General features: G+C 44.7%; 21 protein-coding genes and 1 tRNA gene. 12 read left to right on the forward strand and 10 right to left on the reverse strand.

Going from position 1 to position 22,610, the window contains the following annotated elements:
• Nucleotides 1–465: 465 nt before the first annotated feature.
• Nucleotides 466–1,920 (reverse strand): restriction endonuclease, encoded by a 1,455-nt coding sequence (locus tag HFV01_RS06840; RefSeq protein WP_193520934.1) that lies wholly within the window; start codon nucleotides 1,918–1,920, stop codon nucleotides 466–468.
• Here HFV01_RS06840 and HFV01_RS30250 point away from each other — a divergent pair.
• Both HFV01_RS30250 and HFV01_RS06845 read left to right on the forward strand, forming a co-directional pair.
• On the forward strand, nucleotides 1,898–2,113 hold the full coding sequence (locus tag HFV01_RS30250; RefSeq protein WP_071533653.1) for a hypothetical protein: 216 nt from the start codon (nucleotides 1,898–1,900) through the stop codon (nucleotides 2,111–2,113). The two genes, HFV01_RS06840 and HFV01_RS30250, sit on opposite strands and share 23 nt — an antisense overlap.
• Before the next feature lie 588 nt (nucleotides 2,114–2,701).
• Nucleotides 2,702–3,655 (forward strand): DNA methyltransferase, encoded by a 954-nt coding sequence (locus tag HFV01_RS06845; protein WP_235677513.1) that lies wholly within the window; start codon nucleotides 2,702–2,704, stop codon nucleotides 3,653–3,655.
• On the opposite strand, the gene HFV01_RS06850 is transcribed toward HFV01_RS06845, so the two are convergent.
• From HFV01_RS06850 to HFV01_RS06865, 4 genes are all read right to left on the reverse strand, one after another.
• Nucleotides 3,621–4,538 carry a hypothetical protein gene (locus HFV01_RS06850; protein ID WP_006624363.1) on the reverse strand — a complete coding sequence of 306 codons (918 nt, stop codon included), beginning with the start codon at nucleotides 4,536–4,538 and terminating at the stop codon, nucleotides 3,621–3,623. The genes HFV01_RS06845 and HFV01_RS06850 overlap by 35 nt on opposite strands.
• The gene (locus HFV01_RS06855; protein ID WP_006624364.1) at nucleotides 4,535–4,798 is read right to left on the reverse strand and encodes a helix-turn-helix domain-containing protein; all 264 of its coding nucleotides are present in this window, start codon (nucleotides 4,796–4,798) and stop codon (nucleotides 4,535–4,537) included. Before HFV01_RS06855 ends, HFV01_RS06850 begins: the two co-directional genes overlap by 4 nt.
• 428 nt (nucleotides 4,799–5,226) lie before the next feature.
• Nucleotides 5,227–6,060, reverse strand: a complete 834-nt coding sequence (locus HFV01_RS06860; RefSeq protein ID WP_006624366.1) for a Tab2/Atab2 family RNA-binding protein — start codon at nucleotides 6,058–6,060, stop codon at nucleotides 5,227–5,229.
• Nucleotides 6,061–6,082: 22 nt separating this feature from the next.
• Nucleotides 6,083–6,442: a DUF4870 domain-containing protein gene (locus HFV01_RS06865; RefSeq protein WP_006624367.1), complete on the reverse strand. Its 360-nt coding sequence runs from the start codon at nucleotides 6,440–6,442 to the stop codon at nucleotides 6,083–6,085.
• Nucleotides 6,443–6,597: 155 nt separating this feature from the next.
• On the opposite strand from HFV01_RS06865, the gene map reads away from it, so the two are divergent.
• Nucleotides 6,598–7,359, forward strand: coding sequence for a type I methionyl aminopeptidase (gene map, locus HFV01_RS06870; RefSeq protein ID WP_006624368.1), 762 nt, complete (start codon nucleotides 6,598–6,600; stop codon nucleotides 7,357–7,359).
• A 112-nt stretch (nucleotides 7,360–7,471) separates the two neighbouring features.
• Here the strand turns inward: map and HFV01_RS06875 are convergent.
• From HFV01_RS06875 to HFV01_RS06885, 3 genes are all read right to left on the reverse strand, one after another.
• A tRNA-Gln gene (locus tag HFV01_RS06875) sits at nucleotides 7,472–7,543 on the reverse strand.
• Between the two features lie 119 nt (nucleotides 7,544–7,662).
• Nucleotides 7,663–11,385, reverse strand: coding sequence for a PAS domain S-box protein (locus tag HFV01_RS06880; protein WP_193520935.1), 3,723 nt, complete (start codon nucleotides 11,383–11,385; stop codon nucleotides 7,663–7,665).
• A 375-nt stretch (nucleotides 11,386–11,760) separates the two neighbouring features.
• The gene (locus tag HFV01_RS06885) at nucleotides 11,761–12,867 is read right to left on the reverse strand and encodes a Gfo/Idh/MocA family protein (protein ID WP_046321389.1); all 1,107 of its coding nucleotides are present in this window, start codon (nucleotides 12,865–12,867) and stop codon (nucleotides 11,761–11,763) included.
• A gap of 284 nt (nucleotides 12,868–13,151) precedes the next feature.
• On the opposite strand from HFV01_RS06885, the gene HFV01_RS06890 reads away from it, so the two are divergent.
• The 3 genes from HFV01_RS06890 (at nucleotide 13,152) to HFV01_RS06900 (ending at nucleotide 15,705) form a co-directional block, all read left to right on the forward strand.
• The gene (locus HFV01_RS06890; RefSeq protein WP_006624371.1) at nucleotides 13,152–14,018 is read left to right on the forward strand and encodes a DUF6816 family protein; all 867 of its coding nucleotides are present in this window, start codon (nucleotides 13,152–13,154) and stop codon (nucleotides 14,016–14,018) included.
• A 6-nt stretch (nucleotides 14,019–14,024) separates the two neighbouring features.
• Nucleotides 14,025–14,858, forward strand: a complete 834-nt coding sequence (locus HFV01_RS06895) for a transglutaminase-like domain-containing protein (protein ID WP_193520936.1) — start codon at nucleotides 14,025–14,027, stop codon at nucleotides 14,856–14,858.
• 76 nt (nucleotides 14,859–14,934) lie between these two features.
• Nucleotides 14,935–15,705, forward strand: a complete 771-nt coding sequence (locus HFV01_RS06900) for an ABC transporter permease (RefSeq protein WP_006624373.1) — start codon at nucleotides 14,935–14,937, stop codon at nucleotides 15,703–15,705.
• A 4-nt stretch (nucleotides 15,706–15,709) separates the two neighbouring features.
• On the opposite strand, the gene HFV01_RS06905 is transcribed toward HFV01_RS06900, so the two are convergent.
• Nucleotides 15,710–16,198, reverse strand: coding sequence for an arsenate reductase/protein-tyrosine-phosphatase family protein (locus HFV01_RS06905; RefSeq protein ID WP_006624374.1), 489 nt, complete (start codon nucleotides 16,196–16,198; stop codon nucleotides 15,710–15,712).
• A gap of 579 nt (nucleotides 16,199–16,777) precedes the next feature.
• Between HFV01_RS06905 and HFV01_RS06910 the strand changes: the two genes are divergently transcribed.
• From HFV01_RS06910 to psbU, 5 genes are all read left to right on the forward strand, one after another.
• Nucleotides 16,778–17,122, forward strand: a complete 345-nt coding sequence (locus HFV01_RS06910) for a hypothetical protein (RefSeq protein WP_006624375.1) — start codon at nucleotides 16,778–16,780, stop codon at nucleotides 17,120–17,122.
• A gap of 50 nt (nucleotides 17,123–17,172) precedes the next feature.
• Nucleotides 17,173–18,645, forward strand: a complete 1,473-nt coding sequence (gene zds, locus HFV01_RS06915) for a 9,9'-di-cis-zeta-carotene desaturase (RefSeq protein WP_006624376.1) — start codon at nucleotides 17,173–17,175, stop codon at nucleotides 18,643–18,645.
• An 89-nt stretch (nucleotides 18,646–18,734) separates the two neighbouring features.
• A complete protein-coding gene (locus HFV01_RS06920) occupies nucleotides 18,735–19,181 on the forward strand; it encodes an SRPBCC family protein (protein ID WP_006624377.1) in 447 nt (148 codons plus the stop codon).
• Between the two features lie 306 nt (nucleotides 19,182–19,487).
• Nucleotides 19,488–19,610, forward strand: coding sequence for a hypothetical protein (locus tag HFV01_RS30255; RefSeq protein ID WP_315663033.1), 123 nt, complete (start codon nucleotides 19,488–19,490; stop codon nucleotides 19,608–19,610).
• A 22-nt stretch (nucleotides 19,611–19,632) separates the two neighbouring features.
• Nucleotides 19,633–20,067 carry a photosystem II complex extrinsic protein PsbU gene (gene psbU, locus HFV01_RS06925; RefSeq protein WP_006624378.1) on the forward strand — a complete coding sequence of 145 codons (435 nt, stop codon included), beginning with the start codon at nucleotides 19,633–19,635 and terminating at the stop codon, nucleotides 20,065–20,067.
• Nucleotides 20,068–20,613: 546 nt separating this feature from the next.
• On the opposite strand, the gene HFV01_RS06930 is transcribed toward psbU, so the two are convergent.
• Nucleotides 20,614–21,510: a TIGR04168 family protein gene (locus tag HFV01_RS06930; protein WP_006624380.1), complete on the reverse strand. Its 897-nt coding sequence runs from the start codon at nucleotides 21,508–21,510 to the stop codon at nucleotides 20,614–20,616.
• Between the two features lie 128 nt (nucleotides 21,511–21,638).
• Here HFV01_RS06930 and nadA point away from each other — a divergent pair, with 128 nt between their 5' ends.
• Nucleotides 21,639–22,604 carry a quinolinate synthase NadA gene (gene nadA / locus HFV01_RS06935; protein ID WP_006624381.1) on the forward strand — a complete coding sequence of 322 codons (966 nt, stop codon included), beginning with the start codon at nucleotides 21,639–21,641 and terminating at the stop codon, nucleotides 22,602–22,604.
• The last annotated feature ends 6 nt before the right edge of the window (nucleotides 22,605–22,610 follow it).

A 22,610-nucleotide genomic window follows, 5' to 3' on the forward strand; every position in this document is an offset into this window, starting at 1 on the left:
CCCCCGCCCCCGCCTCATTCCCCCCAACCCTTGACAATTCCCCTCCCCATCAGTTACCATATTCTTGTGGGGGTTACATGGCTATACGCTTGATTTTTTATTCAACATCCCGTCCGCGCCTCATTTCCCCCCAACCCTTGACAATTCCCCTCCCCATCAGTTACCATATTCTTGTGGGGGTTACATGGGTATACGCTTGATTTTTTATTCAACACTCCGTCCGCGCCTCATTTCCGCCAACCCTTGACAATTCCCTTCCCCATCAGTTACCATATTCTTGTGGGGGTTACATGGGTATACGCTTGATTTTTTATTCAACATAGAGCGATCGCCTCTATTAAATACATATTCTGCCAGTGGGAATATGATCCAACAACTTACCATTACAGTTCTGGTAGAAAATACAGCCGGGCGGAAAGGACTCCTAGGAGAACACGGGTTCTCTATTCTAGTGGAATTATAATTTCATTCTAAATCGGAGGTATAACTATCATTCTGAGCGAAGGCATCGGCATCCAGTTCTAATACTTCGATCGCTTTCGTTTTCACCCCGATTCCATATTCGATTAACAGATCCAGCAGTTTTTCTCCGTTGATTAACGTGATTGGCGGCGCACCCGGGGCGAACGCCACCTCCACCGTCCCCTTGGAAAAATCGCCCGTGGTGATAATCGTACCCCGCACCGCTTGAAACCGATACAAACACCCCCGCAAAGCATCCAAAATTGGTCTTTGAATGTTCCCCTGTTGTCGCTTCACCTGCACCACTTCCCGCACCGAAGTGATCCCCAGTTCGATATCCGCGACCACATCGACTCCCTTATCATTCGTCGGTGATGTCACCTCCACATTTTGATAATTCATTGCCTCCAACAATTGCTTGATCAAATACTCAAAAGCGGTGGGAGCCATCGTCGATAGGATTTCTTTAATGCTGGATCTGACCGAGGCTTTCTGCTCTTTAACCAGGGTTAAAATTTCCTGTACTTTCCCCCCGCCGTCGAGTTCTTCATCGCCTCCCGAATCTTTCAAATAATTCAAACCCGCGTCGGTAATGCTGTAGGTTGTCCCCGTTTTGATCAATAATTCGCGATCGGCTAAATTGTAAAGCCGCCGCCACAGCGTATCTTTGATGGTGCTGTCTGTGCCGAATTGGGAGTAACGCTTGAGATAGTCCGACCAATCGGGTACAAAATCTCCGCGACGACCTCCCCCTTTTTCAGCCACCACACTTAGTAATTTTAATAAGCCTTCCCGTTCGTCAATTTGTTTTTCAACGTCTCCCAAGGAATGGCAGATAAAATCCCGTCCCGCATCAGTTAATACAACTTTCCCCCCTGAATCGTCTTCCAGCAATTCATAGATTCGAGACAGCAGCCAGTGTCCGTAAACGTGACGGGGGTTCACCCGGCGATCGCTTCCCGTCCAAATCGCCTCCGCCAGTTCTCGATTCTCCCCTTCCAGGCGTTCCCATATCCAGCGGTCTGGATTGGTCCAATCTACCGGATTTTGGGGGGTTCCCGACAGACTCATTATCGCCGATCGCAGTCCCGTGATTTGCGCGCGATCGCGTCCATTCCAAATCGGTAAAATCAATCTCAATTCCGAATAGGTGGGAAAGTGGGGAATTTTAACCCGGCGTTCGGTTTGCGGGTCTGATGTCGTCGAATTCGATTCGGAATCCATCGAGGTTACATCCCATTTTCTCAACCCAAAAACCCCGCGATTAATCTTCACGAAGCGACTGTGATCGCCCTTCTGTTTGATTTCGACGGCGATGATGGCGTTGAGGGTGGCTTCGGGACTTTTGCCGTTCGTTGGAATTAAATTCCGTGCGATCGCGATTTCAGCAATTTTGCGATAGTGGAGGGGAGAGCCAACATCTTCTAAAACTTGAATGGCAGCATCGGCGAAAGACATAGGAATCGTTAAAAATCAGAAATCATCAATTTTGTCACGTAAAACTCCTGGGAGGGTTGGAAGCTCCGTGATTTATCACGGAGAGGAAAACCGACTCAAGCGGATGACCGCCGCCAGCACCCCCTTGCGGGGTGGAGGGGTATGGTTGCCCCTCCATGGAGCTATGGTTGGCTCCGACTCCCTTGCGGGGTAATGTTTGCGCTTGCGCTAACGCGCACGCTGCGCGAACGCCAATGTTCAGAGTCGGTACTATCCAAATCGCACGTCCTTAACCCCTTAGAGATGTTTAACGATTCGGTTCATGAGCCTGGAACTAGGACGCATTCCAGGGTAGGAACTTTAACTCTTGCTCTGAACGGAGCCAGTTAAGGCTATAGCTGGTCAGCTACCTGAAAGGGGGGCACGAAGCCCCCGTGCTTCAGCCGGGGGTGCTGACATCTAAAACAACCTGATTAGGCGAGATCTTCAATTAAAAGGACAACTCGATCCGCAATGGGGAGATGTTGTCGCCCCATCTCAAGTATAATATGAAAGGGGCACCCACCACCCTTGCCCTTCACTTCAATCATTGGTTAGATCGCCAAATATTCCCAGATGGGATAAAGTATAGATGTTTAGCCTGTTTGTGAAACCTAATGAAAGATACATGGGTCTATCTGAGCCGTACCATAAGCTGCCAACCACAAAGAAAAATAAAGCAACCAGTACCGTCGGACGCAGCAAATCCGTTCAACTGGACCAACCACTCACCTTTTCAAGCTGGAGTAACAACAGTGTCAGTTTGAATCTTGGTGATAGTGCCGAATATTATCAGTCTTGGGACAAACCCACAGTCATCATATCAGATGGAGCCTACGGTATTTTAGGCTTTGAAGGTGATACATCTGATCATCTCGATTTGCCCGAGTGGTATGAACCCCATATCGCAGCTTGGTCAAAGTTGGCATTGCCCAGTACAACCCTCTGGTTTTGGAATTCAGAGATTGGATGGGCCGTCGTACATCCAATCCTTGAGAAATTGGGTTGGCGCTATGTCAACTGCAATATATGGAACAAGGGAAAAGCTCATATTGCTGGGAATGTCAATACAGAAAAAATCAGACGTTTTCCTGTGGTAACAGAAGTTTGTGTTCAATATGTCAGAGAAGTTAAATTCGATGACTTAACCTTGAAAGAATGGTTGCGAAAAGAATGGTTGCGATCGGGTTTACCTTTACGCAAAGCCAATCTGGCTTGTGGTGTCGCAGATGCCGCCACCAGAAAGTATTTCGACCAAGGGCATTTATGGTATTTTCCTCCACCCGATATGTTTCAGAAATTAGTTGGCTATGCCAACCAATATGGAAAACCCGACGGAAAGCCTTATTTTTCTGTAGATGGCCTACATCCTTTGACCGCTGAAGAATGGGGGAAAATGCGTTCCCAATTTCGATGTCCTCACGGTTTTACCAATGTTTGGCAGCGATCGGCTTTACGGAATAACGAACGAATAAAAACCCCCAACGGTAAAGCCGTCCATTTGAATCAAAAGCCCCTCGACCTCATGCAGCTAATTATTGAAGCTTCTAGCCAAGAAAGGGATGTTATTTGGGAACCATTTGGCGGACTGTTTAGTGCTTCTTTGGCTGCTAACATACTTAACCGCAAAGCTTTCGCTTGTGAAATTGACGAAACTTATTTCTATTATGGGGTGAAACGGTTTAGTCAAGTATTTTATCAATGTTCTCTTCTGTAATTCCCAGATATCTTCTCAAGGCAGATTTCATTGACTCATCTCGCCGACTCGCCAAAAGTTTTTGCCATTGATAAATTTCCATTCCAGAACACTCAGTTTTATAAATACGTTCCTTAAAACTTTCAATTTCTGGATGTACAATTCTGTCCATCTTGGCAAAGTTGGTGTCCAATCTGTATTTAAAATGTGCGATCAGTTCTCGTAAAAGTTTCTGATATTCTGGCGTTGGCTTATAAACTCTTCCATCATTCCCCCAAGATTTAACTATTTCCTCGGCTTCCATGAAATCTTCATCTGTCCCTTGGAACTTATAACCATTTGTATTTGTTTGTTGCAAATTTGCTGTTCTTTCGGTTGTATCTTCTGGCTCGATAATCAGATAATCTGGGGGGTTATGATAGTGATCGTCTCTAGCTTTAGCGATCGAGTAACCCGACACAACACATACATCAATAATCTTGGGTCTACCATAAATTACAGCTTCCGGTAACCAAGCTATCAGTGCAACGTATGTTTGATCGCGGCGAAAATGATTTTGACTATCTTTAAAACGAGCCGTTATTTCGGTGGCTAATGGAAACCATACTTTTATCTCTAATCCTGGTGTTGGCTTGATGTCGCCGACAAAAATAGTGTCGGGAAATCCTGGGTCTTGCCTTTTCCATTCTCCGAATGTTGCAAATATTTCTTGGTTATTTAACAACTCAACTGTGTTGAATTCAATCAGATTTCCCAATAGCGGTGATAGCTTTGAAATCACTTTAGCTAGATTAACTGCTGCCTCGGCAGATGTGGGTTTATAAACCTTTAATATATCGAACGTATGCCCTGATAAATTAGCTAAATATTCAGATGCTAATCTAATAATGTCTTGTGTATTCATACTTTGCCCTCGCCAGATGTAGTGCCCAAAGATTGCTCAACTTGTCTGATAATTTCGCAAGGGTCTACACCGATCGCATGAGTCAGTCTCAGGAACTCAATCACATCTAATCTACGTTCCCTATTCTCGTACTTGGCGACGAAAGATTGAGGCTTTTTGACGGCTTTGGCAAGGGTTGCCTGGGTAAGATTCGCATTTTTTCGAGCCGCAATCATACACTTCCGAAAAACATCATATTCTTGACTAAAGGTGGACTTCATCGTGCATTATTTAGCATGGTATTCACAAAAATCAGCATAAACCCATGATCGGATAATCCCAAAATGGGATTTTGCGAATCCGCCGATCAGTCTTAGAAGTAACAATCCCCCACCCGACTTGACGGCTCAAGTGTCAAACTTAAGTGAAGTCGCACAATAATAGGCTATTTTTTCAACTGACAAAATTTCTATCCAACCGCTGAAGCGATCGCCTATTCGGAACCAACACCCCATAACCTCCCACAAAAATTGATTTTTTGTTCAACACTCTCAGCCGCGCCTCATTTCCCCCAACCGTTGACAATTCCCCTCCCCATCAGTTACCATATTCTTGTGGGGGTTACATGGCTATACGCTTGATTTTTTATTCAACACAGCGATCGCGCCCATATTCAGGGGATGAGCAACAACTTTTGAGGGGGAATTTTTCATTCCCCTGCTAACAACCAAAAACCCGTATAAGTTACCCCAGAATCATCAGGTTGAATCAAGAGAAAATGTAATCCCTTAGCCAAGCGTTTACGAGTCTCAAACATCCGCGCCGCCTGAGCGACATCATCATCATCAAAAGTAGCAACTACCCAGCGATCGCTCAACCCCGCCTCTAAAATCAAGCCATCAGGTTGTCCGGGAATGTAATTCAAGCCGACAGGTTTAACCGACTGTAACCATCTAGCCAAGCGCATAGACTGGCGACCCCCATCAATAACCACCCCGGAAATAGCAACGGTAGAAGCCAGACCCAAATTCAGGGGTAGTAAAAATGATGGCATATCCAAAATAGGAATAGGGCGATCGCCAAAGACTTCCTGAAGGTCTCCCGCTGGAAGAGTCGCAAACCGCCAGCGCGTCCCCCAGAGATTTTCCGGTAGAGGTAAAGGGGGTAATTTATCAATAGCCAAAGGATCATAATCCTCGCCAGTATAACCTGGCATTTGGGGATAAATTAACATCATCTCTGCCAGCAATTTTTTTAAACCCAGCGTCCGACGAGTCCCCTGGACAGTCACCCCCAACTGTTTACCCACCACCTCAAAGAGATTCAAGCAAGCAGGTCGAAACACCTGAATCAGATCAGGTTGATCAGTGTCCCAAATTTCTTCTAACTGTTTCAGCAGCCAAGTAGAGTTAGCTTCCGACTGAGGACAAGTCGCCACCAATAAGCGATCGCCCAATTCATCACAAAGTAACAGTTCCCACAAAGGCTGTCCGCTGTCATCCCGAAGAGGACGGCGATAAAAATCAGCTTGCCATATCCGCATAAAAAATCAAGCCATTAGTGAATCATTTAATCAATCTTAAAGTCAAAGGATAGCGATATCTGATACCCTCATTAGCTTTGCTGGCTGCCACAATAGTAAAAATCAAATCAAACAACAACACCGCAAATAGCAGAGGAATTCCAACTAAAAACACAATCAACACGATGGATACAAACAGATATATCAAAATGCTGATTTGAAAATTCAACGCTTCTTTAGCTTGATATTCAACAAATGGCATCTCATCCTTTTTCAGCAGCCAAATCACCAAAGGTCCAACGATATTAGCCACAGGTATGACATAACCCACAAAAGAGCTCAGGTGTGCGATCATACCCCAAGTTCTGCTTTCTTGATCTATCTGGTTCCGTCGATCAGTCATGTTGCCTCCATAGCTAAGTATGATGCCACTGTTGATCTATCTTAATACCATTTTAAGCAGATAGTACCTTAGCGCACCCCGTAGAACCATCAACTGTGATAGGTTAGGTAGAGAAAAAGCCTACTAATTAGGGTATCAACTAGCTAATTATACAAATGGGAACCGAAACAATCGTACTGCTATCGAGCCGAGAAATTGAAAAGATGCGCCAAGCCGGAAAGTTAGCCGCGCAACTACTGAACCACCTAGAACCGATGGTTAAACCAGGAGTCAGTACCCTAGAACTCAACGATGAAGCCGAACGCTGGACTCAGGCTCATGGTGCCCGTAGCGCTCCCCTCGGTTATAATGGGTTCCCCAAGTCTATTTGTACCAGTGTTAACGAAGTTATCTGTCACGGTATCCCCAGCGCCAAGCAGATTCTTCAAGATGGAGATATCATCAATATTGATGTCACCCCTATAGTTGATGGCTACCACGGCGACACCTCAAAAACCTTTTTTGTAGGTAATCCTTCCCCGACGGCTCAAAAATTGGTTGAAGTCACGGAGGAATGTTTGCGGCGGGCTATTGCGACGGTGAAACCGGGTAGTCGCATAGGGGATATTGGGGCTGCTATTCAAGAGTACGCGGAAAGTTATGGGTTTTCTGTAGTGCGGGATTTTGTCGGTCACGGGGTTAATACGGTCTTTCATACAGCACCGCAAATTCCCCATTATGGAACCCGTGGAAAAGGTAAAAAACTGCGCTCAGGAATGGTTTTTACGATTGAACCGATGATTAATGAGGGAACCTGGGAAGCAGAGGTACTCGATGATGGTTGGACAGCAATTACCACAGATGGTAAGCTGTCTGCTCAATTTGAACACACGATCGCTGTAACTGACCAGGGAGTTGATATTTTAACTTTACCATAGCGCTCTTGGTTAAACCAGCCAGGTAGGGACAATTGATCAGTTGCCCCTACTCTCGGAAATAGCTAATATTAACTCCAGCCTAGGATATGGCTTGATAACTCATTACAGTAAACTGGGGCGGAAGGATTCGAACCTCCGAATGGCGGGACCAAAACCCGCTGCCTTACCGCTTGGCGACGCCCCAATAATCTCTCAGCCTTATTATCATATCAACACTCACCCCGGTTTTGTCAAGTGTTTTGGGAAATTTTTTTTCAGCCCCCTATCTTCCCGGACATGGAAAGCAGTCAGAGGCTGGTAGATCTAATGAGCGTGCTTGAGTTCCGGGGGGGGTTGAATAGGAATCTGAATCGCAAATGTGCAGCCATCTCCCGGCTTGGAGATACATTTGAGGCTTCCTCCGTGCTTTTCAACAATAATCCGGTAACTAATTGATAGTCCCAGTCCGGTCCCCTTCCCAACGGGTTTAGTGGTAAAAAATGGATCAAACAATCGATTTTTTAAATCCTCTGGAATACCTTGACCATTGTCATGAATCTCAATCAACACCTGTTCGCTTTTGGATACGGGAGGTTTGATCATCCCTTCAGAGGTGGTTTTGATGACATCAGAAGCGGGAAGTGGAAATAAGTTAGACCCAGAGCTAATTGATACGACTTCGGTGGTAATGGTGATCATACGGGGGTCTGGTTGATTATCTAAAGCATCGATCGCATTACTGAGAATATTCATAAACACCTGGTTAAGCTGTCCCGCATAACATTCCACCCTAGGAAGTTGACCATATTTTTTAACCAGTTCAATACCAGAACTACTACCTTTTGCTTTCAGGCGGTTTTGCAGAATCAATAAGGTGCTATCAATACCCTCGTGAATATCCACGGGTTTCATTTCCGCCTCGTCTAAACGGGAGAAGTTCCGTAGAGAGACGACAATTTGACGAATGCGATCGGCTCCCATTTCCATGGAAGACAGGATTTTCGGTAAATCCTCCACCAAAAAGTCTAGGTCAATATCTTCTATGCGTTCTTGGATCACTTCCAGGGGTTCTGGATATTGTTCTTGATACAGTTCCACCAATTCCAGCAGATCCTTAGTATAATCGCGGGCATAGGTGAGGTTCCCATAGATAAAATTAACCGGGTTATTAATTTCGTGGGCTACCCCCGCCACCATTTGTCCTAAACTAGACATTTTTTCACTTTGAATCAATTGTGACTCTTTTTGTTGCAAGTCCTGGAGAGCCTCGCTTAGGTGGAAGGCTTGAGTTTGGGCGGCTAAGGCGGCGGCTCTAGTTTGGGCGTAAAGTTCGGCTTGGTCAATGGCGATCGCTAATTGATCTACTACGGCTCGTAATAGTTCCACATCACTATCTATCCAATCGCGAGGACTATTATATTGATTACAGACGACAGCCCCCCGCTGTCCCGATCGCGTCTCCAGGGGTAGTAAAATTTCCGAAGCAATTCCCGCATCTTCCAGTAATCCCCTGGTAGTTGCATCTAAAACGGTTGTATCTTGTAGATTATTAACCTGTACTGTTTCCCGGTTACAGATTTTATGAGCCAACCAGCCAATTTTATCGGAGGGGTAATCTTCTAAAACTGTTGATAAAGAAGGCGATCGCGATTCGTGAGTAATGGCAAAATTATGTCTGTTCGGTTGGGTGGGTAAGTACCACAAAAAATGGCATTGGTCGATTTGTAGAACACTGCGGATCTCCTGAACTGCTGTTCCCAAAATTGTGTCAATATCTAGGGAATTGCGGATTTGACTAGCCAAGCGAAATAGTAAGGCTTCCCTACGGCTTTGCAATTCTTCGCGGGCTTTTACCCGGTCAATTCCTACAGCGATCGCATTAGCAATCCAACCTAGCACATCCTGAACTTGCGGAGATAATGGATGAGAACTACAAATAGCCATCATCCCCATTAACCGCCCTTCTACCACCAGTGGAACTTCTAAGGTTTGGTGGGAAAGCTGCGCCATCTGTTGAGACATTTGCGATAGTTCATGGTTCCATAGCTGAGGTGTGGGTGCTTTCAGGGTAACAATTCCCGCCCCAGCTTGTCGTTCGAGTTGATTAGTTTGACTGTTTATGGTCCATATCGATACCCCCGCGACTTTTAAATACTGATCCATTGCTTTCGCGCAACGATTCAAAATAGTTGGTATTGTCCCACCTTGTCCTAGGGCTTTCCCAACTTCCGCCTCTAATAAAGAAAGGTGCGATCGCTCCCGCAGGATTTCTTCTGCTTGTTTGCGTTCGGTAATGTCACGAGATATAGATACGATCTCTTGGATATCATTATTCTCTTGATTGCGGATAGCATGAGAAGTAGTTTCAAACCATATAAAACTACCATCGGAACGCCGAACTCGATAACTTACCGTATCCACATCAGAGTTACTCAATAAGGTCTGGTGAGATTTCTGGATGCGCTCTCTATCATCAGGGTGGAAAAAATTATAAGCGGAAATTCCTATTAATTCTTCCGGTTCATAACCTAGTAAATCTCGACAGGCTGGAGACGCATAAATATAAATACCCTCAGCATCATGTCGGGAGATTAAGTCTGTAGCATGATCGGCTAACAGACGGTAGCGGGCTTCACTTTCTCGCAGAGCATCTTCGGACTGCTTCCGTTCGGTAATATCAGTTTGAATACCAATAAAATGGGTGAGTTTTCCTCGGTGGTCTCGCACCGGAGAAATAGCTAGTTCATTCCAGAAGCAGCTACCATTTTTCCGATAATTTTTTAATGTCACTTTACATCCTTGTTTGCGTTTGATGGATTGTCTAATCATAGCGATCGCATCTTCATGGGTTTCTGGTCCTTGTAGAAACCGACAGTTTTGACCAATCACCTCTTCTTTAGTATACCCAGTTAGCTTTTCAAAAGCTGCATTACAGTAAATAATTGGCAGATCATTTTTGGTGTTTTCCGAAATTACAATCCCATTAGGACTAGCTTCGATCGCCCGTTGCAATAAATGCAACATTTCTTCGGACTGTTTGCGGTTAGTAATATCAATTCCACAGCCTAATATATATCTGAGAGAGCCATCTGGATTCCTAATGGCACTATTTGACCAAGCGACTAAATGGGAATCTCCATTAGCTCCTTCCCAGAGGTTCTCACACTGTCTTGGAAAATGACCCATCCTTATACTATTCGATTGGACCTGATGAGATGATGGGGGCGGATCGTCAAACTCAATGGCTGCTAAACCCCAATTCAATGATTCCCAGTCTTGATCAAAAATTGATAATCCTAAATCCTCAATCAATAAGCCCTCAACATCTCCCGCTTTATATCCCGTTAATTGTTCACAACTTTTATTAAAACGGACAATCTGACCATCCGGATCAATCACCACTACTAGGGCGCTAATAGTATCTAAAACCGCATTGACAAAATCCCGTTCTTGTCGGACAATATCCCATACCTTTCTCCTTTCTTGGATAATAGTTTCCAGATGACTTAGTTTCCCGTGTAGGTCCATTAATTGTCTGTGTAAATTAACTTGGTTAGCTACTTGACGACTGAGGGATTCTAGGGCTATAATCTGCCCTGATGAAGGTTGCCAGCACTCATAAGTCATCACTGATAGCATCCCCAATTGATAGCCATCTCGGGTAGTAATTGGAACACCCAGATAGGATTTGATGGGTTGCTCATTGTTAGCGATCGCATGATTAGCCAGCTTGGGGTGAGTGCTGATATCTTGAATAATAATCGGTTGGGAGGTAGGACTGTCGGGCTCGGTGCTGAGATTCCCACCACGATGATAGGCGATCGCATATCCGCAAAAATCCAAATAAACACTCAGATCATCAGATAAGCCTATTTGAGCCTTCAGCCACTGATGAGTTTGGTCGATAAAGCTGATGAAAGCGATCGGTGCATTGGTAATGTGGATAGTCAGGCGAGTTATATCGTCAAAGGAGATGTCAGGGCTAATGCCGATCTGACGCAATACCCCACTTCCCAGGTCGAAAACTCGGCCGTTTAATCTGGACATAGTTTTACCTTAAATTTTACTGTCATATAATTATTCCCACTTCAGGGAAGAGACTGGCACAAAGCACGGATCAGTCTATAACAACGGGTCTGACTATAACAGACCTTAATTGAGAGGGGTAATACCAAACATCCGCATTGATTTTTAACTCGCAACTGGCTTTAAATGGCTTGTCCAAAGTCTTAATGCCACACCGCAATTACCTTTAATTTAATCTTAACAAAAAAACAGGCCGTTCTTATAAATTTGTAACTGGACTTAACACCATCAATGACCTAGCGCGTGAACATAACCATACTGTTATACTTACATTTAGGCTCTCACCTATATTAGCCATCATATCCTAGGATGTAGGGCTAGTATCCCTGCACAAATCTACAATAAATTGTTCAGATCAGGAACATCAACCCAAGTCCCTGTAACATTGGATTCATGGGTGAGATCCATTAGTAATTGAGAATAGACCCCCTCCCGCAAAGAAGGTACCAGGGACTCATGGCGTGAGATAGCTTCCATCCAGCGATCGACAACCCGCAAAAAGGCAGAGATGCGACCATCATCATGAGTTTTGGGAAACTGCAAATTATCGGGAATGGCAATTTCTGCCAAATCTTCCCCAGCTTTACTTCCCCACAATTTGAAACCGTGGATATAGTCTTTTTGATTATTGCTACCGAGAATTAATGTTCCATCACTACCATAGACTTCTACCCAGTGTCCCCGTCCCTGGAAGGTGCAAGAACTCAAACATACCTGACAGGGGGTTCCGTCGGCTAACTCCAAGATTAAATTACAGGTATCATCGGCATCTACAGGCTTCAGTTTGCCGGACTCAGCCGGATCAGGACGTTCGGCTATGGTTGTGCTTAACTGTCCGCACAGGCGGCTTATCGGACCAAATAGCCAGTGTATATAGTCGAAGCTGTGGGAACCGATCGCGCCTAAAGCACCGCCGCCCTTTTGTTTCTCAGCATACCAGTTCCAGGGTCGATTAGCATCGGCGCGACTGGACACTAACCAATCAATCTTGACTAGCCTCGGTTGTCCGACATATCCCTGGCGTAGTAGTTTTTCTAATTGCAGCCATTGCGGGACAAAGCGAAATTCAAAATCCATGGTGGTGACACAGTTTTTGTCGTTAGCCAGTTGATACAGATATTTGGCCTCTTCAACATTAAGAGTGGTGGGTTTTTCTAATAACAGATGTTTTCCAGCGTGGAGAACTTCTTTGGCCATCTGAAAGTGGAGAAATGGGGGGGTAGCAACCGTAACAGCGCTGACTTCTGGTATAGTGACCATTTGACTCACCCGATCGCTGGCGTGGGGAATATTATGTTCAGATGCGATCGCCTTGGCTTTGTCTAGATCTCGATGGTAAACTGCTATAATCTCCGTGCGGGGGTGTTCCTTGAGAGCCGGGATGTGGACTTTTTGACCAAATCCCGTCCCGACTACGGCAATACCAATTTTATTTGCGGTCATAACTTACTCGTTCCGATCATCTATCCTAAGTGGGATCCTAGCACTGTTTAGTTAACTATTGTTAGCCGCTGGACTGCTAATGATGGTCAACTATTGCCAACAGGCGATCGCACCACAGACTTGATCAACCTCCTTGCTACTAGCCCAAAAGCTGACCTAAGTTCACCAAGATTTAATTTTAACCATCGTCAAAAATCTCGAAGTGTGTTATAATAGGAGTAGCGGCGGAAAATAGTTTTTTCCCCGTGCATTAGATACATTAATTTTTCTCACTCCAATCAACAATGGGTCTTGTATTTAAGCAAGGCTATGCTTGTCCTGTTCCTGGTAATATGAATTTGCTTTATAGGATGAGGTGCGATCGCGCCACTTTGGCTTTATTATTGTTTTTAGGTGGGCTGCTGTTCTGGTTATCGCCATCTGCGGCGTGGGCGGGTTCATTAAGCGATCGTGAATTTCCCGACTGGAAAGGAAAACCCGTCTTGAGTGAAGCGAGGGGAGATTTAGTCTACCCAGAATGGATGGCGGGAAAATGGGATGTCACCAGTACCCTAGTGGAGGCGCGCGCCCCCCTAGCACCGGATCTGGTAACTCCTGGTTTTGAGGGAAATCTTGGCTATCTCGATCAACCCATAAGTTTTCAAGTCCAGTTTAGGGAGATGAAATCTGCGCCTATATCCTCGGTGTTATCTCCGGTTCCCCGGTTGAAGTTAGAGGAAAAACTCTATCCTGAGATAGTAGCCGATCGCTCTGGTAATGGGTTAAATATTGCTAAGGCTATATTAGGCGATCGGGGGGTGATATCCGTACAGGTTGACCCCAATAATCCCAACCGCCAAATTACTAAATTTCCTGGCGATCGTAGCTTGATATCTGTGGTAACCAGTCGCGGAACAGAAACACCATCACCAGGAGAATTTATCGCCTCAGAAATCGCCCAGCAGATATTTGAGGGAGAATCAACCCTATATCTGAATGAGGTAGAAACAACCACAGCTTATCGACAGGAGAAACAAGGGATAGTAGGTAATCAGATGACAGCGATTTACCTATCCCCACAAGATCCTAATTACTTTAAAGCCGCCGGAAATCCCGTCGCCCTTTATCGCTATCAACTAACGTTACAACAAGTTACCAATCAGGGGGATTAATTATCTATGAAATTCAATTTAGGCTGTCAGCTAAATTATGAGATTTATAGCGATAGTACCTTAATTTTCAATATTGCAGTTTGCAATAACCGATTTCAAAATATCCTCCAAGAAGACCTACACATTGCACCTGATGTTCCTATGGATGAATACATTCCTCCAGAACTAGAAAACCGATACATTAGGGTTAATTCACCTACCGGAAATTTGGAAGTATCTTATCAAGCCACAGTTGAATTTAAACCCTTTGAAGAACACCCTCACGATATTCCAGAAGTTCCCCCAGCGAAACTGCCTTTGGATGTGTTACCTTATTTATATCCTAGTCGCTATTGTGAGTCCGATCGCTTGATGCGGTTCGCCCAGACCGAGTTTGGTGATTTAGTTCCTGACTATTCGCGAGTGACAGCTATCTGTAATTGGATTTATGAAAATGTCACTTATTTATCAGGGAGTACCAACGCCCATACCTCCGCTTTTGATACCGCCACCGAAAGGGCGGGAGTTTGTCGAGATTTTGCCCATTTAGGTATTGCTTTCTGTCGGTCTTTGAATATTCCCGCGCGGTTTGTGACTGGCTATGCTTATGATTTGCAACCCCCCGATTTTCATGCCTATTTTGAGGCTTATTTAGGCGATCGCTGGTATTTGTTTGATGCGACTCGTTTAGTTCCCCGGACTGGGTTGATCCGCATTGGGACCGGAAGAGATGCAGCCGATGTTTCTTTTGCTACCATTTTCGGGTCAGTCTTTATGTCGAAAATGGAGTTATTTGTTGATTGTATCAGTCCCGGTGAATGTCCTATATATACTGAGGAGGCGATCGCCTTTTTGGAGTAGTCAACATCAGATTACGCTAATATGAAAGAATCCTAGTCAAGTGATAACCATCGTGGTTATAGGAGGGTCAAACATCATGTTGGGAAGGATAATGGCGATCGCCAAAAATGTGTTTTGGGAAGTCATGCGCGCTAGGGTTCTCTATATTTTGGGTATCTTTGCGCTGTTGATGGTAGCAGCAGTTGAACTAATGCCGCAAGTCGCTGCTAGTTTAGAAGATAAAATTGTCTTAGATCTCGGTTTAGCTGCTATCAGCATTCTTAGCTTAATTGTCGCAGTTTTTGTCAGTACCAACTTAATTAACCAGGAAATTGAAAAACGCACCGTTTACTTACTGATTTCCAAGCCAGTTAGCCGCCCAGAATTGATTATTGGTAAACATTTGGGTTTGTGGGCGGTCTTAGCAGTTTTATTGGTGGTAATGACAGTCATATATATGGGGGTTTTAAGTCTTAACCAAATTCCCTACCCCGGACAAAGTATCGCCATTTCTAATCTGTTTATTTGGATTAAGTTTGGGCTAATTGGAGCCGCCGGGATTTTGTTAGGGGTGTTGACCAGTTCTCTCTTGGCTACACTCCTAACTTTTGCGGTTTATGTAATGGGGAGTTTGAGTCGAGACTTACTCGAATTAGGTCAAATTAGCGATAGTAACACCATTGAAAATGTCACTACGGCTATGTATGTCATTTTACCGGATTTAGCCCGTCTGAATCTCAAAAATGATGCCGTTTATGCCGAGATCCCTGATGTTCCTATTCTCGTGGCTAATGCTGGATATGGTATCATTTACACCGTCCTACTCTTAGCCTTGGCGATCGCTATTTTTTCCCGCCGAGAATTATAAGCCATTAGTCATCATATCCCGCCCACACAGAGGCTAAATTTCCCTGACTGGGTGCTAACTGGTTAATAAGTTGGTTAATCCGCTTTTCTAGCTGTTGTAAAGACGACTCTCGGCTGGCTGGTTTGATATCGGATAAATTCCAATACTCGACCGTATTCACCCAGGAAGGATATCGTTTAACCATTAATGGACGATAGGTTGATTCATCAATGGCAATCGTTTTATTGGCATTTTTAAAGTTGATTTGAGATACGGGTCTGATAGTCCGCACAGAATAATCTAAGGAAATACCCCGTTTCTCCAATTCGTCAATCACCTCTAAGGCGATCGCCCCCATTGAATAATTACTAGAATAATGGCTTTTATCTACTGGTAATAAACCAGAATAAGCACGCCAACTCAAGCCCCTGGTTTCCGCCAAATAATTAAACAAATATTCAGAAAATCGACTGAGGTAGTCATTTCCTGTAGACAAAAATAAAATGGTTTTCATAAGCACCTTGATGTTGATTAGATGTGGGTTCAGACAGCGACCATGTATCTGCTAGGGGAGAAGTTGCTAAATTAGCCCTGCCATGTTCTCAATCAATCTTACCGTAGATCATAGTATAGCAACAACCACTATAACTTATTTGACAGATTTCGGCAATTTATTTGATGGCGATAAACTTAGAACGCCCCCAGACAGTGGATAATCAGAATAGTCTCAACTCATAGACTGAGTACCATAGTGATAAAACTTCTCAAAAGTGATCATCTTAACCCAGTGGCGAGTTGTGACAATTGACTAAAAATGCGATCGCATTATACCACAACCATAGCCATTCAGTGTATTGTCAATCACATAAAACTTTTCAGTTATACAATTGGTTCACCATCACGGCGTAAATGGTTAAGGCTGGGGTTCTGTGGTCACTTATTAAGTTTTTTGGAAAACTGAATCATTTTCTCCCAGATGGCAGGATAATAACAGAGATAGGGTTAGGTCCACAAAGCTGAGACTTTGAGGACAGCCGGGCAATTATCCGCCCTCAACTCCTATCAGTAATAAGATTTACAAGCCAATCACCCTATGAATATTCAAACGGTTATCCTACGGGGTTCTTATTTAGATCAGCTAGTCCATGAACTCTGCGACTACTTCCCCGATGTCATTGTCCGCACTATTGGTAATGTCAATATCTTAGTCGAGGAGTCTTTGTCGGCGCGAATTTCTGCCAATTTGTCAACCACGATAATTTTAAACTATGCCGAATTTGACTATTGTGAAATCGATGTCATCACTGCTGGTGGAGATGTCGGGTTTTTAAATCTAGGTTATGGTGCGGGTAAAGCTAGGATTGACAGCTTTGTGGAGATGCTAGAATCAATCTGCAAGTCCCATAACTGGAAAATTGAACGAAAAATCGATCAGTAGGATCACTTTATTGTTAAAATTCGTAAAGGAACTGTTAAGGATAATGTAGGATGCGGGTTGCGATCGCTGGAGCTGGATTAGCTGGCATGGCCACGGCTGTTGATCTGGTTGATGCCGGACATGAAGTAGAACTATTTGAGTCTCGCCCCTTTGTGGGTGGTAAAGTAGGTAGCTGGGTAGACCCAGAAGGTAATCATGTCGAAATGGGTCTGCACGTCTTTTTTGGCTGCTACTACCAACTATTTGATTTAATGAAAAAGGTGGGAGCCTTTGAGAATCTGCGATTAAAAGACCATATTCACTGCTTTGTCAACCGCGATGGCGTGATCGGAAGTTTAGATTTCCGGTTCATCACTGGCGCACCCTTCAACGGACTCAAGGCCTTTTTCACAACTTCTCAGCTTTCCGTTCAGGATAAATTGCAAAATGCGATCGCCCTGGGAACTAGCCCCATTGTCCGGGGTTTGGTAGACTTTGAGGGAGCCATGAGAAACATTCGAGACCTAGATCAAGTCAGTTTTGCGGACTGGTTTCGCCGCCAGGGAGGGTCTGAAGGTAGCCTCAAACGAATGTGGAACCCCATCGCCTATGCTTTAGGTTTTATCGATACTGAAAATATCTCCGCGCGCTGTATGCTGACGATTTTTCAGTTTTTCGCCGCCAAAACAGAAGCCTCCGTCTTGCGAATGTTGGAAGGGTCTCCAGCGGAATATCTCCATAAACCTATTGTTAACTATCTCCAACAACGGGGCGCTAAAATTCATCTGCGACGACGGGTTAGAGAAATTCAGTTTACCGAAATTGACGGCCAAACCCATGTCACTGGCTTGGTGGTAGCCCAAGGGGAAACCGAAGAAACCATTATTGCAGATGCTTATGTTTGCGCCTGTGATGTTCCTGGGGCTCAAAAAATGCTCCCAGAGGCTTGGCGAAAATGGCCGGAATTTGACAATATTTACAAGTTAGATACTGTTCCCGTAGCCACAGTGCAATTGCGCTTTGATGGTTGGGTAACAGAACTTCAAGACTCACTCGCACGCCAACAGTTAGAAAAAGCCGCAGGTATAGATAACTTGCTGTATACTGCTGATGCCGATTTCTCCTGTTTTGCTGATTTGGCTTTAACCAGTCCGGGGGACTATTACCGTCCCGGACAGGGTTCTCTGCTACAGTTAGTTTTGACTCCTGGCGACCCTTTTATTAAACAAAATAATGAGGCGATCGCCAATCATGTTCTCCAGCAAGTTCACCAACTTTTCCCATCTTCCCGAGAGTTAAATATGACTTGGTATAGTGTAGTTAAACTAGCCCAGTCCCTCTATCGGGAAGCCCCCGGAATGGACCCCTACCGTCCCCCCCAAAAAACTCCCATTGCTAACTTTTTCTTGGCTGGAAGTTACACACAACAGGATTATATTGATAGCATGGAAGGTGCTACCCTCTCTGGGCGACAGGCTGCCCGTGTGATCCTGGAAAATGCTGCTAACTTTCTCCAAATGAGCAAGCCGGGCGTACAGCCATAAAATCTTGTCCCTGTCTGGCTTGCTATAAGTAGGGCGGGGACTGTGCCTAAATATCAACTACCTCACACCTTAATAATTAAGTAACTAAAATGGCTGATTGGTTAGAACATAGCGTGCAAATTGAAGTTAATGTTCCCATTGATATCGCGTGGGATTTATGGTCAGATTTAGAACAAATGCCACGGTGGATGAAGTGGATCGAGTCCGTCAAAATCTTAGACGACAACCCGGAACTTTCTAAGTGGAAATTAGCTAGTGGTAACTTTGAATTTAGCTGGCTTTCTCGCATTCTTAAAGAGATTCCACATCAGATTATTCAATGGGAATCAGTCGATGGGTTGCCTAACCGAGGCGCTATCCGTTTTTACGATCGCCATGGTAGTAGTATTGTCCGCCTCTCAGTCTCTTATGCCATTCCCGGTCTGTTAGGGAAAATTATGGATAATCTCTTTCTTGGGGGTGTCGTTGAGTCTACTATTGCTAAGGATTTGGAACGTTTTAGGGATTATGCTTTAGATTATTATGCTCGTCGCTGAACTTTATTTATGGGAAGGGTTGACAGGTCGCCCCAAATCGTGATACTATATTGACATACTTTCAAATAATGGTAGTATTTGCAAACCATAAAATTTTGTCTATATTGCGATTTTTTAATATAGTAGCAGAAACGAACTCAGAAAGCAACCCCTACCCCCTACTTGTGACGAGGGGCTTGTTACAAAACTTAACATAATTCCGAGGACAATTAACAATGAACAATTCCCGGTGATTGGCTATTGCCTAATGGGGGCGGGTTGAGGAAAATCAAATTATGTAGGAATTGATAGTTGAGAGGGTCTGGGGTGAAACGATCCATGATCGACAATTCCGAATTATTTTCCTTTAAAGGTGCGGTGTTGGGGTATATTCAACAATATTGCAGGATTCGTAATACAGATTTTGTGGATTCTGTCTATGTAGTTTAGAACAAATGGGAGAAGAATTTTAATGAAACGATTGGGTCAGGTATTAGCCTTAGTAGGCTTGTTGGTAGGTTTGCTAGGATGGAGTGTCCCTCAGCCTGCATGGGCAGCGGATTTGAGTTTTGTTCAATTACGGAGTCTGCAAGCACCTGTTTTGGCGGAAGTTAACCGTAGAAACAAGGCTGATGCCAAGTTGGGTACTGAATTTGGGAAAAAATTGGATTTGAATAATAGCTCAATCCGAGAATTCCGTCAATATCCGGGAATGTTTCCCACCTTGGCCAAAATTATCATTGACGCAGCGCCCTATGATTCAGTGGAGGAAGTATTAGAAATTCCGGGGTTAACCGATGCCCAGAAAGAGATTATAGAACGCTATATCGGTGAGTTTACCATCACTCCGGTAGAGCCGATTCTACAGGAAGGAGATTTCCGCCTCAATACCGGAGTCTATGACTAGGTTGGAGTAGAGAATCCGTTGATGGCTCAAATATAAGTATTCAAGGCTAGGAATCAGGCTAAGAATTATGACCGCCGCCATTTCTCTGGACAACGCGCCCTAAGTAGGTGTGGGTCTGTCAGCACCCCCGGCTGAAGCACAGGGGCTTCGTGCCCCCCTTTCAGGTAGCTGACCAGCTATAGCCTTAACTGGCTACGTTCAGAGCAAGAGTTAAAGTTCCTACCCTGGAATGCGTGCTAGTTCCAGGCTCATGAACCGAATCGTTAAACATCTCTAAGGGGTTAAGGACGTGCGATTTGGATAGTACCGACTCTGAACATTGGCGTTCGCGCAGCGTGCGCGTTAGCGCAAGCGCAAACATTACCCCGCAAGGGAGTTGGAGCCAACCATAGCTCCATGGAGGGGCAACCATACCCCTCCACCCCGCAAGGGGGTGCTGGCGGCGGTCAGCCGCTTGAGTCGGTTTTCCTCTCCGCGATAAATCACGGAGCTTCCAACCCTCCCAGGAGTTTTACATGAGAAAGGGAGGCGGTCCATTTTTGTGGTCTATGGGTATAGATGTTGTTGTTGGATGATCTGACCGAGTGAGTTGACCCAAATATGGGAGGCTTCCCGAATTTGACCCTGTTTAAGTATAGCGATCGCAAAATGTCTATATTTATCAGGTCCTGTGCCTTGAATGCGTGGGACGCTGGCAGCATTAAGATATATAGTCTGATGTTCATCGACAGCTAGGGATTTCCGCAGATAGGCTTTAGTATGGCGGAGGGTGTGGTGCATATGACCAAAACCGACTAGGGGGATAGTTTTTCCATAATTGCGGGTTTGGGTAATAGCTTCGGCAAAGTCTGGGTCGCCATAGTCGCCGCCAATAGGTTTCCAGTCTTTACCACAGGGTGATTCTGGGGTATCTCCTAAACCAAATGGGCCGTTATGTCCCAAAAAAATAATCTGGTCAAATGCGGCGTTTTTAACTTGGGCTAAAATGCGATCGCTTGATTCTTGGTTGCTGTTGACACCAAAGCGGGTTTGATAAAATTCTTGATTTGTCCATTGTGGCCCCCCCCAACTAAAGGGTCGAGTACCCACAACCGTTAATCCTAACTCAGGAAAATCTCGTTTTCCATAGCCCACGTGGGCGGGTCCCAGCATATCAATTTGGGTTTGCACCCGGTCTTCCATGGTGCGATCGTAAGGACACTTTTGGCGACCCCATTCGGTCATGCTATACCAAGCATCATGGTTTCCAAACACTACCGCCTTGGGTAAATCTAAGTTAGCGATCGCCTTGACCACCTCTAGGGCTTCATTACCAAAATCACCTACAAATAGGGCTAAGTCTACCCCCAACTGTTTTAAGGCTATCTCATCTTCTGGTTCCCATTGGTCGTGGATATCTCCAATGAGGGCAATTTTGATAGTTAATTCCGGTGATGGGCTCATTGTATCTGATAGTACGTTTTTTTCTAGGATAAGTTGTTGCGACCCCAGGTTGAGATTTCTGGCTTTACTCTTTTTGGTGAATTCAACTATAATTAGGAATTAGAGAATCACAAACCAGAGGTCAACTGATGTTTGCAGCGACTTTAGACCGACAACCGACTGAATATGAGAAGCCAGAGGACTTGTTTGAGGCGATCGCCACTTTAAAGAAGGACCTTAATGCGATCGTGCTGGCCCACTATTACCAAGACCCCGATATTCAGGACATCGCTGATTATATTGGCGACTCCCTAGGACTGTCGCGCCAAGCTGCCGAAACCCATGCAGATGTTATTGTCTTTGCGGGGGTTCACTTCATGGCAGAAACCGCTAAAATTCTCAATCCAGAAAAACAGGTTTTACTCCCCGATCTTAATGCAGGATGTTCTCTAGCTGATAGTTGTCCTCCCGATGCTTTCGCTGCCTTCAAAGCTGCCCATCCTGACCATTTAGTGGTATCTTATATTAATTGCACTGCCGACATTAAGGCGATGAGTGATATCATCTGCACCAGTGCTAATGCCGTCAAAATAGTTAGCCAAATTCCCGCAGATCAGCCAATTATTTTTGCACCCGATCGCAACTTAGGGCGCTATGTCATGGCGGAAACTCAACGAGAAATGCTATTATGGGAGGGGGCTTGCATGGTGCATGAGAATTTCTCCGAAAAGAAAATTGTGCAACTACGGATTGAATATCCCGGCGCGGAAATTATTGCTCACCCCGAATGTGAACCCCCAGTTTTACGTCATGCCAATTATATAGGCTCTACCACTGCTTTATTAAAGTATGCCAAAGAAAGTGCTAATTCTACCTTTATTGTAGTGACAGAACCTGGAATTATTCACCAGATGAAAAAAGAGGCTCCCGACAAACTGTTTATTGCCGCGCCCCCCCTAAACAGTTGCGCCTGCAATGAGTGTCCCCACATGAGGCTAAATACCCTCGAAAAACTCTATTTATCTATGAAAAATAGACAGCCAGAAATCACCTTACCTAAATCTACCATAGAGGCTGCTTGGCGACCTATTCAGCGGATGTTAGAGATGAGTTAATTAATA

Origin of the sequence: Limnospira fusiformis SAG 85.79 (assembly GCF_012516315.1) — a bacterium.
Classification (GTDB): domain Bacteria; phylum Cyanobacteriota; class Cyanobacteriia; order Cyanobacteriales; family Microcoleaceae; genus Limnospira; species Limnospira fusiformis.